This window comes from Rhizobium sp. LCM 4573 (genome assembly GCF_001854865.1).
Taxonomy (GTDB): domain Bacteria; phylum Pseudomonadota; class Alphaproteobacteria; order Rhizobiales; family Rhizobiaceae; genus Neorhizobium.
This window is the reverse complement of sequence record NZ_MDDW01000029.1, coordinates 346,092-360,357: the sequence shown is the minus strand read 5'-3', so window position 1 is coordinate 360,357 and position 14,266 is coordinate 346,092. Positions and strand designations below refer to the sequence as shown.

Below are 14,266 nucleotides of genomic sequence, written 5' to 3'. Positions count from 1 at the left end.
GATCAGGCGGCCGGAGCCGGCACCGCGGAAGGGGTCCGCGTCAGGTTCACCTCGTCGAGGCCCAGCAGGAAATTGATCTGCGGGCGGGCCTTCACCAAGTCGTCGATCGTGTATTCGGCCAGCACGCCGAAGAAGGCGTTGAGCGCCTTGCGCAGCGCCGCGTTGAGGCCGCAGCTATCGACCAGCGGGCATTCCACGACGCCATCTTCGAAGCATTCGGCCATCGCGAAGTTTTCTTCGGTCACCTTCACCACATCGAAAAGCGTGATGCGGTCCGCCGCCCGGCCGAGCTTCACGCCGCCATTGCGGCCACGCACGGTTTCCACCAGGCCGGCCTTGTTAAGCGGTTGCAGGATCTTGAAGAGGAAAAGCTCGGAGACGTTATAAGCCTTCGCAATCTCGGGAATGCGGCTCAGGTGCCCTTCATTAGCAGCGCAGTACATCAACATGCGAACTGCGTAATTTGTCTGTTTCGTCAGGCGCATACCGGTCTCCCGAGTTCGTTAACGATCCATATATAGGGGCTTTGCCAGTTTTGAACAATTCCAAAATAAGAAAATCGTGATCAACTTTTAAGCGGACGCGGTGCAGGCATATTGACGGCCAGACAAAATCATGACCTTTGTCATCAACAAAGACAATCATAGGAGGACAGCCATGAAAGGCAACCGCTCTAATCTCAACAAAATTCTACTTGCGGCYGTATCCGTGCTGGCGACCGCATCCGTCGCGGCTGCCGATGGTGAGGTCAACATCTATTCCTACCGCCAGCCGGACCTGATCAAGCCCCTGCTGGACACCTTCACCAAGGAAACCGGCATCACGACCAATGTCCTCTTCCTGGACAAGGGCCTGGTGGAGCGCATCCAGGCGGAAGGCGTGAACTCGCCCGCCGACGTCATCATGACGGTCGACATCTCGCGCCTTGTCGAAGCCAAGGATGGCGGCGTCACCCAGCCGGTGGTCGACAACGAAACGATCAACAAGGACATCCCGGCCAATTTCCGTGATCCGGCCGGCGAATGGTTCGGGCTCACCACGCGCGGCCGCGTCGTCTATGCCTCGAAGGATCGCGTCGGGCAGGACACGATCACCTATGAGGAACTCGCCGATCCCAAGTGGAAGGGCAAGATCTGCATCCGCGACGGGCAGCATTCCTACAATATCGGCCTCTTCGCCTCGATGATCGCTGCCCATGGCGAGGAATATACCGAGAAGTGGCTGAAGGATTTCAAGAACAACCTCGCCCGCAAGCCGGCCGGCGGCGACCGCGACCAGGCCAAGGCGATCCTGGCCGGCGAATGCGACATCGCGCTCGGCAACACCTATTACGTCGGCTTGATGCAGACCAACGAGAAGGAGCCGGAACAGAAGGAATGGGCAGCCGCCATCAAGATCCTGTTCCCGAATTCCGCCGATCGCGGCACGCATGTGAACATTTCCGGCATGGCGCTCGCCAAGAACGCGCCGAACAAGGAAAACGCCCTGAAGCTGATGGAATTCCTGGCCTCCGGCGAAGCGCAGAAAATCTATGGCGAGCAGGTCTTCGAATATCCGGTCATGCCGGGCGCCGAACCTTCCGACGTGGTGAAGGCCTGGGGGCCGATCAAAGCGGACACGCTGCCGCTCTCGGACATCGCTGCCAACCGCAAGAAAGCTTCCGAACTGGTCGACAAGGTCGGCTTCAACGAAGGGCCGGAAAGCTGAGCCTTCCGCACGCGTGAATCATGGATGGCCGGGGCCGAAACGCTCCGGCCATTTTCGTTCGCCTGTTCGATTCCTAAGCGCCAGCCCTGGCTGAACAGATCAGAACGAGGGCACGATATCCAGCGCCGCCGCTATGCAGACGGGAATTCCTACGACACATGCGACGATCAGCAGGCTCAGACTCATTCTGATGCGTTGAGCGCGGCGGGCGCGCTTCTCATCCCACTCGTAGACCATGGCACTCCCCACTCCTACAGCGCGCTAAATTAGGACGATGGGATAAAAGGTCAACACCTGGAACAAAACGGGCCTCCGAAGAGGCCCGTCTGTTTTTTCTATTACCCAATCACCGCATGACGGGCATGACGAACTCGGCGCCGTCCTTGATGCCGGACGGCCAGCGGGCGGTCACCGTCTTGGTACGGGTCCAGAACTTGATGGAATCGATGCCATGCTGGTTCAGATCGCCGAAGGACGAAGCCTTCCAGCCGCCGAAGGAATGGTAGGCGAGCGGAACCGGAATCGGGACGTTGATGCCGACCATGCCGATATTAATACGGCTTGCGAAATCGCGGGCGGCATCGCCGTCGCGGGTGAAGATAGCGACGCCGTTGCCGTATTCGTGCTTCATCGGGAGCGACAGGGCTTCCTCGTAGTTCCTGGCGCGGGCGACAGAGAGAACGGGCCCGAAGATTTCGGTCTTGTAGATCTCCATGTCCGGGGTGACGTGGTCGAACAGCGTACCGCCGACGAAATAGCCTTCCTCATAGCCCTGCAGCTTGAAGCCGCGGCCATCGACCAGGAGCTTCGCGCCTTCCTCGACGCCCTTGTCGATAAGGCTGTTGATGCGGTTATAGGCATCCTTGGTGACGACCGGGCCCATATCGGCCTTCTCGTCGGTATAGGGACCGATGCGCAGCGACTCGATCCTCGGGATGAGCTTTTCGACAAGGCGGTCGGCGGTCTCCTCGCCCACCGGCACGGCCACCGAAACGGCCATGCAGCGCTCGCCGGCCGAGCCGTAGCCGGCGCCCATCAGTGCGTTGACGGCCTGGTCCATATCGGCATCCGGCATGATGATCATATGGTTCTTGGCGCCGCCGAAGCACTGGGCGCGCTTGCCGTTCATCGCCGCCGTGCCATAGACGTAGCGGGCGATCGGCGTGGAACCGACGAAGGAGACAGCGCCGATATCCGGATCGGCGAGGATCGCATCGACCGCCGCCTTGTCGCCGTTGATGACGTTCAGCACCCCGGCCGGCAGACCTGCCTCGATCATCAGTTCGGCGAGACGAAGCGGCACGGACGGATCGCGCTCCGAAGGCTTCAGGATGAAGGCGYTGCCGCAGGCGATCGCCGGGGCGAACATCCACATCGGGATCATGGCCGGGAAGTTGAACGGGGTGATGCCCGCACCGACGCCGACCGGCTGGCGCAGCGAATACATGTCGATCTGCGGACCGGCGCCTTCGGTGAACTCGCCCTTGGAGAGATGCGGGATGCCGATCACGAATTCGCAGACTTCCAGCCCGCGCACGAGGTCGCCCTTGGAATCCTCCACCGTCTTGCCGTGCTCGCTGGAAAGCAGCGTCGCGAGATCGTCCATGTTCTGGTTCAGGAGATCGACGAATTTCATGAACACGCGGGCGCGGCGCTGCGGATTGGTGGCTGCCCACTTGACCTGAGCTTCCCTGGCGTTCTCCACCGCGGCGCGCACATCGGCGACGCTCGCAAGCGCGACCTCGGCCTGCACCTCGCCGGTTGCGGGATTATAGACATTGGCCGTGCGGCCGCTGGTGCCGGCGACGTGCTTGCCGCCGATGAAATGGCCGATCTGACGCATGGGATGCTCCTCCGATCTTCTAGGTTTCCCCGATGATAACCCCATGATTGCACAACGCAACGCCGTAGTTTACGCATCCGTTGTGCAAAATTCGATATTGGAGAGCGCGAATGAACTGGGACGATGTGCGCATGTTCCTCGCTGTGGCACGAAGCGGACAGATTCTTGCCGCCTCGCGCCGGCTCGGTATCAACCATGCCACGCTTGGGAGGCGCGTCACTGCGCTGGAGGAGGATTTGCGTACGCGGCTCCTTATTCGCCGCACCAATGGCTGCGAACTGACGGCGGAAGGCGAGGTTTTCTTCCGGGCAGCCGAGCGGATGGAGACGGAGATGCTGGCCGCGCAGGCAAGCACCGGCCGGATCGATACGGCGATCGCCGGCACGGTCAGGATCGGCGCACCCGATGGATTCGGAGTTTCCTTTCTCGCCCCAAGGCTCGGGCGGCTCACGCGGCGCCACCCGGAACTGAAGCTGCAGCTCGTGCCGGTGCCACGCTCCTTCTCGCTGTCGCAGCGCGAGGCGGATATCGCAATCACGATCGAACAGCCGGAACACGGCAGGCTCGTATCCTCCAAGCTCACCGACTACACGCTCGGGCTCTACGCCTCGAAAGCCTATCTTGCCGAGGCCGGCATTCCGGAGAGCGTGGAAGCGTTGAAGGACCATGCGCGTGTCGGCTATGTGGAGGACCTGATCTTCTCCCCTTCCCTCAATTTCACCGGGGAGATCATGCGCGACTGGGACGCGAGTTTCGAAATCTCCAGCGCCATCGGCCAGACGGAAGCGGTGCGCTCCGGCGCCGGCATCGGCATCCTGCACGACTACATCGCCCGGCAATACCCCGAACTCGTACGGGTACTGCCCGGCATCACGATCCGCCGCGCCTACTGGACGACCTATCACGAAAGCGGCCGCAACCTGATGCGGCTCAAGGCCGTCATCGCGTTTCTGGGCGAACTGGTGCGGGAGGAAGGGCATATTTTTGTGTGAAGGTGAACTGGGCAATCCCCCTCATCCGGTCCTTCGGACCACCTTCTCCCCGCGGGGGAGAAGGTAGAAAGACGCAAGCCTCGCGGTCATCCTCTCCCCTTGGGGTCCGAAGGACGGGTCGAGACGCGTGGCTCGCCCCCGCAAGGTGCGCCGAGCAAGGCGGAGGCGCGGTGAGAGGGCGGAATAAAAGGCAAGCATAACGTGGCTTGCCCTCACCCTCGCCTGCCCCTATCTCTGGCACACTTTCATTCCTGCCGGAGACCTGCCTTGCCCCTCTCCCCGAAATCGCCCTTCCAGAACCTGCCGAGCCCGCCCGTCGCCGAGAAGAAGCCGGTCACCGACACCCGCCACGGCATTACCCGCACGGACGACTATGCCTGGATGCGGGCCGACAACTGGCAGGCGATGTTCAAGGACCCTTCGCTGCTCGACCCGGCAATCCGCGCCCATCTGGAAGCGGAGAACGCTTATATGGAGGCGGGCATGGGCGACACGGCCGAGCTGCAGAAGGTGCTGTTTGCCGAAATGCGCGGACGCATCAAGGAAGACGATTCATCCGTGCCGATGAAGGACGGCCCTTATGCCTATGGCACGCTCTTCGTGACGGGCGGCGAGCAGCCGCACTATTTCCGCATACCCCGCGACGGCGGCGAGAAGCATGTGCTGCTCGACGGCGACAAGGAAGCTCAGGGCAAGGATTATTTCCGGCTTTCCGGCATCGACAATTCCACCGATCATGCCAAGGGCATCTGGGGCTATGACGACAAGGGCTCCGAATATTTTACGCTGCGGGTGCGCGACCTCGCGACCGGCGAAGACCTGGCCGACGTGATCGAGAATACCGGCGGCGGGGGCGTATGGGCGCCGGACGGCAAGAGCTTCTTCTATACGCTGCAGGACGAGAACCACCGGCCGTCCAAGGTCTTCCACCACATTCTGGGCACGCCCCAATCGGAGGACCGGCTGGTCTATGAGGAGAGGGACCCCGGCTTCTTCATGGGCGTCGGCGGCTCGCTGCTGGACGACTTCATCTATATCGACATCCACGACCACGAGACGTCGGAATACCGGCTGCTCTCGACCAGGGACCTGACGGCCGAGCCGAAGCTGGTGGCGGTGCGCGAGGAAGGCATCGAGTATTCGATGACGGAGGGCGGCGACGTCTTCTACATCCTGACGAATGACGGCGACGCCAAGGATTTCAAGATCATGGAAGCGCCGGTTGACGCGCCGGGCAAGGAGAACTGGAAGGAGATCGTGCCGCACGAGCCGGGCCGGCTCATCATCAGCCACATGGCGTTCGCGCGCCATCTCGTCTGGCTGGAGCGGCGCGACGGCCTGCCGAGGATCGTGGTGCGCGATCGCGCCACCGGCGCCGAACATGCCATCGCCTTCGCCGAGGAAGCCTATTCGCTGGGACTTTCGGGTGCCGCGGAATACGACACGAACGTCATCCGCTTCTCCTATTCCTCGATGACGACGCCTTCGCAGCTCTTCGACTACGACATGGTGACGCGCGAGCGGGTTCTCCTGAAGACGCAGGAAGTGCCTTCCGGACACAATCCGGATGACTACGTGACGCGCCGGGTGATGGCGCCCTCCCATGATGGCGAGCTGGTGCCGGTCTCGCTGCTTTACCGCAAGGACGTGGCCCTCGACGGCACCGCCCCCTGCCTTCTCTATGGCTACGGCGCCTATGGCATCACCATCCCCGCCTCATTCAACACCAACAACCTGTCGCTCGCCGACCGCGGGTTCGTCTATGCAATCGCCCATATCCGCGGCGGCAAGGACAAGGGCTTTGCCTGGTACGAGAACGGCAAGATGGAGCACAAGACCAACACGTTCAAAGACTTCATCGCGGCGGCTGACTATCTGAATCAACAGAAGTTCACGTCCTACGCGAACATCATCGCCGAGGGCGGCTCGGCCGGCGGCATGCTGATGGGGGCGATTGCCAACATGGCGCCGGAGAAGTTCGCCGGCATCATCGCGGCCGTGCCGTTCGTCGACGTGCTCAACACCATGCTGGACGACACGCTGCCGCTCACCCCGCCGGAATGGCCCGAATGGGGCAATCCGATCGAGTCCGAGGAGGAGTATCAGTGGATCGCCTCCTACTCGCCTTACGACAATGTGGGCGCAAAACCCTATCCGCCGATCCTGGCGATCTCCGGCCTCACCGATCCGCGCGTCACCTATTGGGAGCCGACGAAATGGGTGGCGAAGCTCCGGGAAGTGGCGCCGGAAGCAGGCCCCTATTTCCTGAAGACCAATATGGCGGCGGGTCATGGCGGCAAGTCCGGCCGCTTCCAGCGACTGGAGGAGATCGCCTTCGAATATTCGTTCGCAATCAAGGTGGCTGGGAAGATGGCAGCCTCGGCGTGAGGGAAGGAAAATGGCCGTCTATGTCGCGTTACTTCGGGCGGTGAACGTCACCGGCACCGCCCTTCAGATGACAGAGCTCAAGGCGATCTGCGAAGGGATCGGCTTCACCGACGTTCAGACCTACATCCAGAGCGGCAACGTATTGTTCCGCTCCGGCGACAAGGAAGCTTCCGTCGCGGAGAATCTCGACGAGGCGCTGGGGAAGAAGTTCGGCAAGAAGCCCGGCGTCATGCTGCGCACGGCCAAGGAACTTGACGAGATCGCCGCAAAGGCGCCCTTCCCGAAAGCCAAACCCAATTTTCTGCTCGTCCATTTTCTGCCCACCAAGGCGCCGGCGGACGCCTTGGACGGGATGGTCGCACCCGACGGCGAGGAAGCGGCGGTCGCCGGGCGGGAGATCTACGTTCATTATCCCAACGGCTCCGGACGGTCGAAACTGAAACTGCCAGCCTTGAAGGCCGGCACCTCCCGCAACCTCAACACGGTACGAAAGCTGGCCGAAATGGCGCGGGCCCTCGGAGAAGCCGGCCGGCGGCAACCAGCCGCCGCACACGCATCGTCATCGATTTGTCAAGAGTCGCCCCACCTTCGGAGCGACGGGACGCAAGCTTCGCGCAAGCTCCGGGCGTTAACCACTGGTTAACCATTGCGAACCTGGGTCTGTGCGCCATGAAGATCGATAGCGGCCTCAACGGCTATCACTATCCCAACCGGACACCGGAGACGGAGCGGAAAGCGGAAGAAGCCCCGCAGCGCGAAACGGCGACCTTTCAACGCTCTCCCGACGCCCTGACGGGCAGCAGCACGCTGCTCTCCTCCTCGCTTGCCAATGCGCTATGGTCGATGGAAATGAGCGGCGCAGCCACCCGTGCCGAAGAACTGGCAGCGCCTGCCGTATCGCAGGATTGGGTCGAGGAACTCTATCAGGAATTCGCCTGAGGCCCGGCGCGATCCTTTAGGTTCGTTTCACGCCATAGAGTTTTGCGTTACGCCTGTCGTCATCGCCAAAACCGCTTCACGCTGTTGCGCGATGCTCAGGCAGGCGTGACCTCCACCGTGACATGCGAAAGTTCGGGGATCACCGCAAGCTTTTCCTTGTAGAAGGCGGGCGCGCGCGGCTTCGGCGTGACCACCGAGACGATCGCGGCATGATGGCCCGGCCCTACCTGCCAGACATGCAGGTCCGCGATCCTGTCCTCCCCGTTCTCGACGATATCCCGGATTTCCTGCGGCAGGTCCTCATCCGCCGGCAGAGCATCGAGAAGCACGTTGGCGGTGGCGCGGATCAGGCCCCATGACCAGCGGGCGATCACCAGGCCGCCGACGATGCCCATCACCGGATCGAGCCAGATCCAGCCGTTCGTGCGACCAAGGATGAGCGCGAAGATCGCCAGCAGCGAGGTCAGCGCATCGGCCAGAACATGCAGATAAGCGGCGCGCAGATTGTGGTCGGTTCCGCCGGCGCRATGGCCGTGATGGTCATGCGCATGATGGGCGTGGTGGTGGTCATGGTGATCGTGATGATGGTGATGGCTGTGATGGGCATGGCCGTGATGCGAATGATCGTCCCGAAGCAGCCAGGCGCTGAGCAGATTGACGCCGAGCCCGAGGACAGCGACGAGGATCGCCTGGTCGAAATCGATCGCCACCGGATTGGCGAGTCGGGCCAAGCTTTCCCAGGCGATCAGCAGCGCGATCAGCGCCAGCACCACCGCGCTCGCAAAGCCGGCAAGGTCGCCCAGCTTGCCGGTGCCGAACGTGTAGCGCGGATTGCGCGCCTGCCGGCGGGCGTAGAGATAGGCGAGTGCGGCAATCAGCATGGCGCCGGCATGGGTGGACATGTGCCAGCCGTCCGCAAGCAGCGCCATCGAGCCGAAGAGCGTGCCGGCGACGATCTCGGCCACCATCATCGTGGCGGTGAGTGCGATCACCAGCCAGACGCGCCGCTCGTTGCGCTCGTGGTTGTCGCCGAGAAACACATGATCGTGGCTCACTTGATCGATACTCGACATGACTTCTTCCTTCGTATGAAACTCAGCGGATATAGGTGCGCAGCACTTCGGCCAGCTCTTCGGCGGCCTCGGCCCTCGCCTTCTCGTTCTCGGCATGAAGCACGTGCTCGTGCAGGTGATCCTCGATCACCTCGCCCGTCAGCCCCGAGAGCGCRCCGCGGATGGATGCGAGAAGCTGCAGCACCTCGCCGCAGGGGCTTTCCGCCTCCAGCGCACGCTCGACAGCTTCCATCTGCCCCTTCAGCCGGCGCACACGCGCCAGAAGCTTCGCCTTTTCACGGATCGTGTGCGACATGATTACCTCAATAGCATAGGGGGGTATATTATATTGCCGGCAGACGAAAGCAACCCGAACCTGTCGCCAGGTTCGGGTTGCGGGCTTCATGGGAAGCGGCCCAGCCGATCCTCCTTTTTGAGCGAAAATCAGATGACGGCGGCTAGCCGCGTCAGAAGGAATGCCAGGAGCAGTACGAGCCCCAAGGCGATGCACATGCGCAGGATGATGGTCGTGCCGCGGAAATCCTTCTCCGCCTCGAAGCGGGGAAGGATCATTTGACGGCATTGCCTCAAAATGTTCGGCATGGGAGACACCATTTCGAAAAGCCCGGTCCGGGATCACCAGAGGGAAAGCACGGATGCGGCGGCGAGAAGCCGGACGGCGACCGCGGCGCCCAGCATCAGCAGGCAGACGCCTGCAGCCATGAGGCCCTGCCGGAGTGCGGATTTTTCCATAACAGTGCGCTTTGCGGCAGAAGCGGAAGTCAGCTCGAGCGAGGACATCGGAATGCCTTTCAGGAGACGAGCCTGAGGCGCGTTTCGCGCGTCCGGCGATGCGAGACCGCCTTGGCGGGATGAAGAATGGAGGAGGAAAGGATCACGCCATCGGGAACGCATGAGACAGCTCCCGGCTGATGATCGCTTTCGAACATGGCGAAATGGACGGCGGATGCCCTGTCCCTGAAGAAGCCCCCGACCAGACCTTGGCGGTCGCAGACGACCCAGCAGCCGTTCTCGTCGCGGCCGACCGTGAAACGGGTGCCGTTCCTTAAGGAAGGTTCTCCACGCAGCATTGCTTTGCCCATCGGTATGTTCCTTTCATGGTGTCGGGAAAATCAGGAGAGTACGCAGTAGAAAGCGCCGCCGACGCTTCCGGCGATCAGGAGGACCGCGGAGAGCCGCAGGAAGACGTCCAGGTGGCCGTAATCGTCTTGCGGCCGGCGCCGTTCACCGTGTTTCGCGGCCTGTGCCTGCTCCTGATGGTAGCGGGCCAGATGATAGAGTCCCAATCTGCCGTACATGTCTCATACTCCAGCGTTGCGGATGGTTCTCCATCCGCGCACATGCTCGTGACGTGCAGGATCAAGGTAAGCGGGGCGGCATAGGTTATCGATTGGGGTGGGAAACCGAAGAAATAGGAATTTCATAAGGATAAGCGTCCGCGCTCCGGCCGGCTCAGGCGAGCGCCCGCGAGAAAACGGGCTGCCCTTCCAGCGCGGCAAGCGCATGGGCGATCGCCTCGCTTACTTGCGGCTCGACTTCCACGAGGGGAAGGCGGACCTCGGACGGTGTTTCGTAAAGGATCGCCGTGGCCGCCTTGACGACCGCCGCATCCCACCGCCCCTCGGCGGCGACCAGAAGCGATTGCGCCTGGCGGAAGGAGAGATCGCCGGCGGATGCAGCCACCGGTGTCATGGCCGCCAGCCGATAGGGAAATACATTGCCGAGTGCCGATATCCATCCATGGCCGCCGCAGGCGAGAAACATCGGCAGGGTGGAATCGTCGCTCGAATAGTGCCGGTAGCGGCGCCGGAGATCGGCTGGAAGCCGGTGGAAGGCTTCCAGCCGTCCGATGCCGTGGCGGACGCCGACGATATTTTGGATATCCGTCAGGGACGAAAGGAGCGCTTGGCCGCAATCGAGCGCCGTGCGATGCGGATCATCGTCCAGGATGACCGGCAGGCGGGTAGCCCCGGCCACTTCGCGGAAATGGCCGATCACGCCCCTCAACGTCGGCTTCGAATAATAGGGCACGGTGACAAGCACGCCATCGGCGCCGATTTCCGCCGCCCGGCGGGTCAGGGCGACGGTTTCGGCCGTATTATTGGTGCCGGTAGCGGCAAATACGGCGAGCCGGCCCGCCGCCCGTTCGAGACAGGCGGAGAGAAGGTGATCGCGCTCATCACGGGCCAGCGCATGGCCCTCGCCGAAGATGTCGCAGACGACGATCCCATCGATGCCCGTCCTCACCTGCCGGTCGACCGCCTCGTTCAACAAGGAATGCTCCACGGCTCCATTCCGGAAGGGCGTGACGAGCGCCGTTACCGTCCTGAGTTCAGCAATTCCCATCGACATCGCAAAGCCCTCGCGTGGTTCATCGCGAGGGCATAACCCGCCCGCGCATAGGAAATCGATGCGGGGCGGCGGCGAGCCTCATAGGGAAATCATAGGCAGGCGCCAGAAGGCGTCGGGCGCGAAGTCCGGCTAAAAGGTTTGCGATCGTTGGCAATTCAGCTCGTGCAGAGCGCCCGCCCTGCGCCTGCTAGTCCTGACGATCTTCCCAATCGCTGCGCAGCAACGTCGTCACGTGTTCGATCGTTTGCCTTCCGTCAGCCATGCAACGGCTGGAAACCTCAGCCACCCGGCGATACCCGAGTTTGCGCTGCATCGCCCAGGAATTTTCGTTGCCGTCGAAATAGCCGTTGATCAGCTTCGTCAGGCCCAAGTCGCGAAAAGCGAAGCGGATCTTTGCCTCGAACGCTTCACGTCCATAGCCGCRCCCCTGATAGTGGCTGGCTATCCAAATTCCTCCGCCACCCGTCCCGGCCTTCCAGTCTATCTTGTTGAGACTGACCCCTCCGATCACCAGTCGCTCCGGTTTAACTTCCACAGCGAATTCATAGGCAACTGGCCGGGTGCCTGCGCTTGAAATCTCCCGGCATCTCCTGATCCAGTCTTCGGCGTGCGACGTCGTATAGGGATGGGGAACGAAAGCCAGCCACTTTGCGAGCCTGAGATCGTTCAAACCCAGCGTGAGTTGTTCGATGTCTTCCTCGCCCCAGGGCCGGAGAATAAGGCGCGGGGTTTCGATTCTGGTGTCCACGACGTTGCAGCCTCGCACGAAGTCATCAATAACAGTTCGCCTATGAATCAGTAGAGGCCGGGCGTCACCGGTACGGCGGGCACTGTTCTGGTGCCCGCGGCGGCACCGAGCAGGACGCCATCCAGCAAGGCGGCCATGGTGCGGTCGCGGCTCTTCGCCGTGGAGCCGCCCATCACCACGCCGACGATGCGGCGCCCACCCTTGCTGACGGAGGTGACGACATTATACCCGGAGGCGCTGGTATAGCCGGTCTTGATGCCATCCACGCCCGGATACTCGTCCATGAGGTAATTGTGGCCCTCGAGCGTCTTGCCGCGGAACTGGAAACTGCGCGTGGAAAACAGCCGGAACTCGCGAGGAAAGTTCTTCATCAGCGCCAGGCCGAGCACGGCCATGTCGCGGGCGGTGGTCACCTGGCCGGGCGCCGTCAGTCCGCTTGCATTGCGGAAAGTGGTGTTGCGCATGCCGAGCCGTCTGGCCTTCGCCGTCATCAGCTCCGCGAAACGCTCTTCGGAGCCGCCGAGCTTCTCGCCCATGGCGATGGCAGCGTCATTGGCGGAAAGCACGATCATGCCCAGCACCGCCTCTCGGACCGTAACCGTGTCACCCTCGCGAACCCGGAGCTTATAGGGCACGGCTCGTGTTGCCCGTCGTGAGACCGGCACCGGATCGTCCCATTGCAGCCGCCCTGAATGAAGCGCCTCGAAGGTGAGGTAGAGCGTCATCATCTTGGTGAGCGAGGCAGGCCCGTTCGGCGCCCCGGCGTTTTCCGCGCTGATGACCTTCGCGGTCCTCGCATCGATCAGGATATGGGCATTACCGGCGGCGGCGGTTGCGGCACTCAGAAGGAAGGCCGCAAGCGCGACGAACGCTGCGGCGCGGGACGGAAGGCGGGCCATGGTCTTCTCTTCGAACGAGCTAAGATGCCTGTCCTTGTACCACAGCCCGCCAAGGTCTCAATGCCACGGCTCAATGCGCRTGTTCATGTTCCTTGTGATCGTGATGGGCATGATCGTGGCTCGAGCAGCAGGCGGAATGCGCCTCGCCCGCCGGCCCGTGGCTGTGTCCCGCATGGGCATCCAGGCTGATAGCGCCGCCGTTTTTCCATTCCGCCCAGGACTGCTGCAGGATCTGCACCGAGGAGGTGAGGAAGAGACCGGCCATGACGCCCGCGACGATAAGGTCCGGCCAGGCAGTCGCCGTACCCCAGACGCCGAGTGCGGCCACCATGACGATGACGTTGCCGATCGCATCGTTGCGCGAGCAGAGCCAGACGGAACGCACATTGGCATCGCCATCCTTGTAGTTCATCAGGATCAGCACGCTGGCGACATTGGCGAGCAACGCGATGAAGCCTATGACGCCCATGATGGGCGCTTCCGGGACGCCCACATAGAAGACACGGTAGACGGTGGAGCCGAAGACCCAGAGGCCCATGAGGAGAAGGCTGATGCCCTTGGCGGCGGCGGCGGTGGTGCGCACCCTTATCGAAGCGCCGATGACGGCGAGCGAAATGCCGTAGGTGACGGCGTCGGCGAAGAAATCCAGCGCGTCAGCCTGCAGCGCCTGGGAGCCGGCAAGCCGGCCGGCGATCATCTCGATCAGAAATCCCGCCCCGTTGATGGCGATGACGGCCCATAGCCGCCGCTTGTAATCGTCCGACAATCCCTCGAACGTGCCGTGATGATGGCCGCAGGATGCGCTCATGGCGTCACCTTTTCCTTGTCTTGTTTCCGGTGACGACTTACATAATTCCTCTAGTCACTAGAGGTTCAAGAGGAAAAAAAGAAAATGTTGTCTATCGGCGATCTTTCGAAACGCACCGGCGTAAAGGTGCCGACCATCCGCTATTACGAGCAGATGGGACTGATGGGTGCCGCCGAACGATCCGAGGGCAACCAGAGGCGCTACGAGAAGACGGACCTCGAACGGCTGGCCTTCATCCGCCATGCCCGCGACCTCGGACTCGATATTCCGGCGATCCGCGAACTGATCGCGCTCAGCCGGCATCCCGAAATGCCCTGCGCGGATGCCGACAAGATCGCCGCCGATCACCTTGTCGCCGTGCGCGAAAAGATCGCCAAGCTCCAGAGGCTGGAGCACGAGCTCGAGCGCATCATCTCCCATTGTGACGGCCATTCGATCGAGGATTGCTACGTGATCCGGGCGCTTTCGGACCATGGGCTATGCGACGGGGAGCATTGACGCGACCCGTCAGGGAGCG

General features: G+C 62.2%; 18 protein-coding genes and 1 pseudogene. 6 read left to right on the top strand and 13 right to left on the bottom strand.

What is annotated here, in order from left to right; all coding sequences use genetic code 11:
* Positions 1–2 precede the first annotated feature (2 nt).
* Positions 3–485 carry an iron-responsive transcriptional regulator RirA gene (gene rirA / locus LCM4573_RS26375; RefSeq protein WP_071009545.1) on the bottom strand — a complete coding sequence of 161 codons (483 nt, stop codon included), beginning with the start codon at positions 483–485 and terminating at the stop codon, positions 3–5.
* A 172-nt stretch (positions 486–657) separates the two neighbouring features.
* Here rirA and LCM4573_RS26370 point away from each other — a divergent pair, with 172 nt between their 5' ends.
* Positions 658–1,707, top strand: a complete 1,050-nt coding sequence (locus tag LCM4573_RS26370; RefSeq protein WP_071009544.1) for a Fe(3+) ABC transporter substrate-binding protein — start codon at positions 658–660, stop codon at positions 1,705–1,707.
* 99 nt (positions 1,708–1,806) lie between these two features.
* Here LCM4573_RS26370 and LCM4573_RS28185 read toward each other — a convergent pair whose 3' ends face one another.
* Together LCM4573_RS28185 and LCM4573_RS26365 are read right to left on the bottom strand one after the other, a co-directional pair.
* A complete protein-coding gene (locus LCM4573_RS28185) occupies positions 1,807–1,944 on the bottom strand; it encodes a hypothetical protein (protein ID WP_157895542.1) in 138 nt (45 codons plus the stop codon).
* Positions 1,945–2,053: 109 nt separating this feature from the next.
* Positions 2,054–3,550, bottom strand: coding sequence for a CoA-acylating methylmalonate-semialdehyde dehydrogenase (locus tag LCM4573_RS26365; protein ID WP_071009543.1), 1,497 nt, complete (start codon positions 3,548–3,550; stop codon positions 2,054–2,056).
* A gap of 110 nt (positions 3,551–3,660) precedes the next feature.
* Here LCM4573_RS26365 and LCM4573_RS26360 point away from each other — a divergent pair, with 110 nt between their 5' ends.
* The 4 genes and pseudogenes from LCM4573_RS26360 (at position 3,661) to LCM4573_RS26345 (ending at position 7,869) form a co-directional block, all read left to right on the top strand.
* Positions 3,661–4,542 (top strand): LysR family transcriptional regulator, encoded by an 882-nt coding sequence (locus LCM4573_RS26360; protein ID WP_071009542.1) that lies wholly within the window; start codon positions 3,661–3,663, stop codon positions 4,540–4,542.
* A 267-nt stretch (positions 4,543–4,809) separates the two neighbouring features.
* Entirely contained in the window at positions 4,810–6,930 is a 2,121-nt protein-coding gene (locus LCM4573_RS26355; protein WP_071009541.1) for a S9 family peptidase, read from the top strand.
* 10 nt (positions 6,931–6,940) lie between these two features.
* Positions 6,941–7,447 (top strand): annotated as a pseudogene (locus tag LCM4573_RS26350) (DUF1697 domain-containing protein); the annotation flags it as partial.
* A 152-nt stretch (positions 7,448–7,599) separates the two neighbouring features.
* Complete coding sequence (locus tag LCM4573_RS26345; protein ID WP_071009540.1) at positions 7,600–7,869, top strand: hypothetical protein; 270 nt, start codon at positions 7,600–7,602, stop codon at positions 7,867–7,869.
* A 95-nt stretch (positions 7,870–7,964) separates the two neighbouring features.
* Here LCM4573_RS26345 and dmeF read toward each other — a convergent pair whose 3' ends face one another.
* From dmeF to LCM4573_RS26305, 10 genes are all read right to left on the bottom strand, one after another.
* Entirely contained in the window at positions 7,965–8,942 is a 978-nt protein-coding gene (gene dmeF / locus LCM4573_RS26340) for a CDF family Co(II)/Ni(II) efflux transporter DmeF (protein ID WP_071009539.1), read from the bottom strand.
* A gap of 22 nt (positions 8,943–8,964) precedes the next feature.
* Complete coding sequence (dmeR, locus tag LCM4573_RS26335; RefSeq protein WP_071009538.1) at positions 8,965–9,237, bottom strand: Ni(II)/Co(II)-sensing transcriptional repressor DmeR; 273 nt, start codon at positions 9,235–9,237, stop codon at positions 8,965–8,967.
* Positions 9,238–9,365: 128 nt separating this feature from the next.
* Positions 9,366–9,494 (bottom strand): hypothetical protein, encoded by a 129-nt coding sequence (locus tag LCM4573_RS28835; protein ID WP_274534867.1) that lies wholly within the window; start codon positions 9,492–9,494, stop codon positions 9,366–9,368.
* A 63-nt stretch (positions 9,495–9,557) separates the two neighbouring features.
* On the bottom strand, positions 9,558–9,722 hold the full coding sequence (locus LCM4573_RS28180; RefSeq protein WP_157895541.1) for a hypothetical protein: 165 nt from the start codon (positions 9,720–9,722) through the stop codon (positions 9,558–9,560).
* 11 nt (positions 9,723–9,733) lie between these two features.
* The gene (locus LCM4573_RS26330; RefSeq protein WP_071009537.1) at positions 9,734–10,024 is read right to left on the bottom strand and encodes a hypothetical protein; all 291 of its coding nucleotides are present in this window, start codon (positions 10,022–10,024) and stop codon (positions 9,734–9,736) included.
* Between the two features lie 30 nt (positions 10,025–10,054).
* Positions 10,055–10,240, bottom strand: a complete 186-nt coding sequence (locus LCM4573_RS26325) for a hypothetical protein (protein ID WP_071009536.1) — start codon at positions 10,238–10,240, stop codon at positions 10,055–10,057.
* 154 nt (positions 10,241–10,394) lie between these two features.
* Entirely contained in the window at positions 10,395–11,294 is a 900-nt protein-coding gene (locus LCM4573_RS26320; protein ID WP_083347636.1) for a dihydrodipicolinate synthase family protein, read from the bottom strand.
* 187 nt (positions 11,295–11,481) lie between these two features.
* Positions 11,482–12,042: a GNAT family N-acetyltransferase gene (locus LCM4573_RS26315; protein WP_071009535.1), complete on the bottom strand. Its 561-nt coding sequence runs from the start codon at positions 12,040–12,042 to the stop codon at positions 11,482–11,484.
* Between the two features lie 47 nt (positions 12,043–12,089).
* On the bottom strand, positions 12,090–12,941 hold the full coding sequence (locus LCM4573_RS26310) for a D-alanyl-D-alanine carboxypeptidase family protein (RefSeq protein ID WP_071009534.1): 852 nt from the start codon (positions 12,939–12,941) through the stop codon (positions 12,090–12,092).
* A 70-nt stretch (positions 12,942–13,011) separates the two neighbouring features.
* On the bottom strand, positions 13,012–13,749 hold the full coding sequence (locus LCM4573_RS26305) for a cation transporter (protein WP_071009533.1): 738 nt from the start codon (positions 13,747–13,749) through the stop codon (positions 13,012–13,014).
* An 84-nt stretch (positions 13,750–13,833) separates the two neighbouring features.
* On the opposite strand from LCM4573_RS26305, the gene LCM4573_RS26300 reads away from it, so the two are divergent.
* Positions 13,834–14,247 carry a helix-turn-helix domain-containing protein gene (locus LCM4573_RS26300; RefSeq protein ID WP_071009532.1) on the top strand — a complete coding sequence of 138 codons (414 nt, stop codon included), beginning with the start codon at positions 13,834–13,836 and terminating at the stop codon, positions 14,245–14,247.
* Positions 14,248–14,266: the final 19 nt, after the last annotated feature.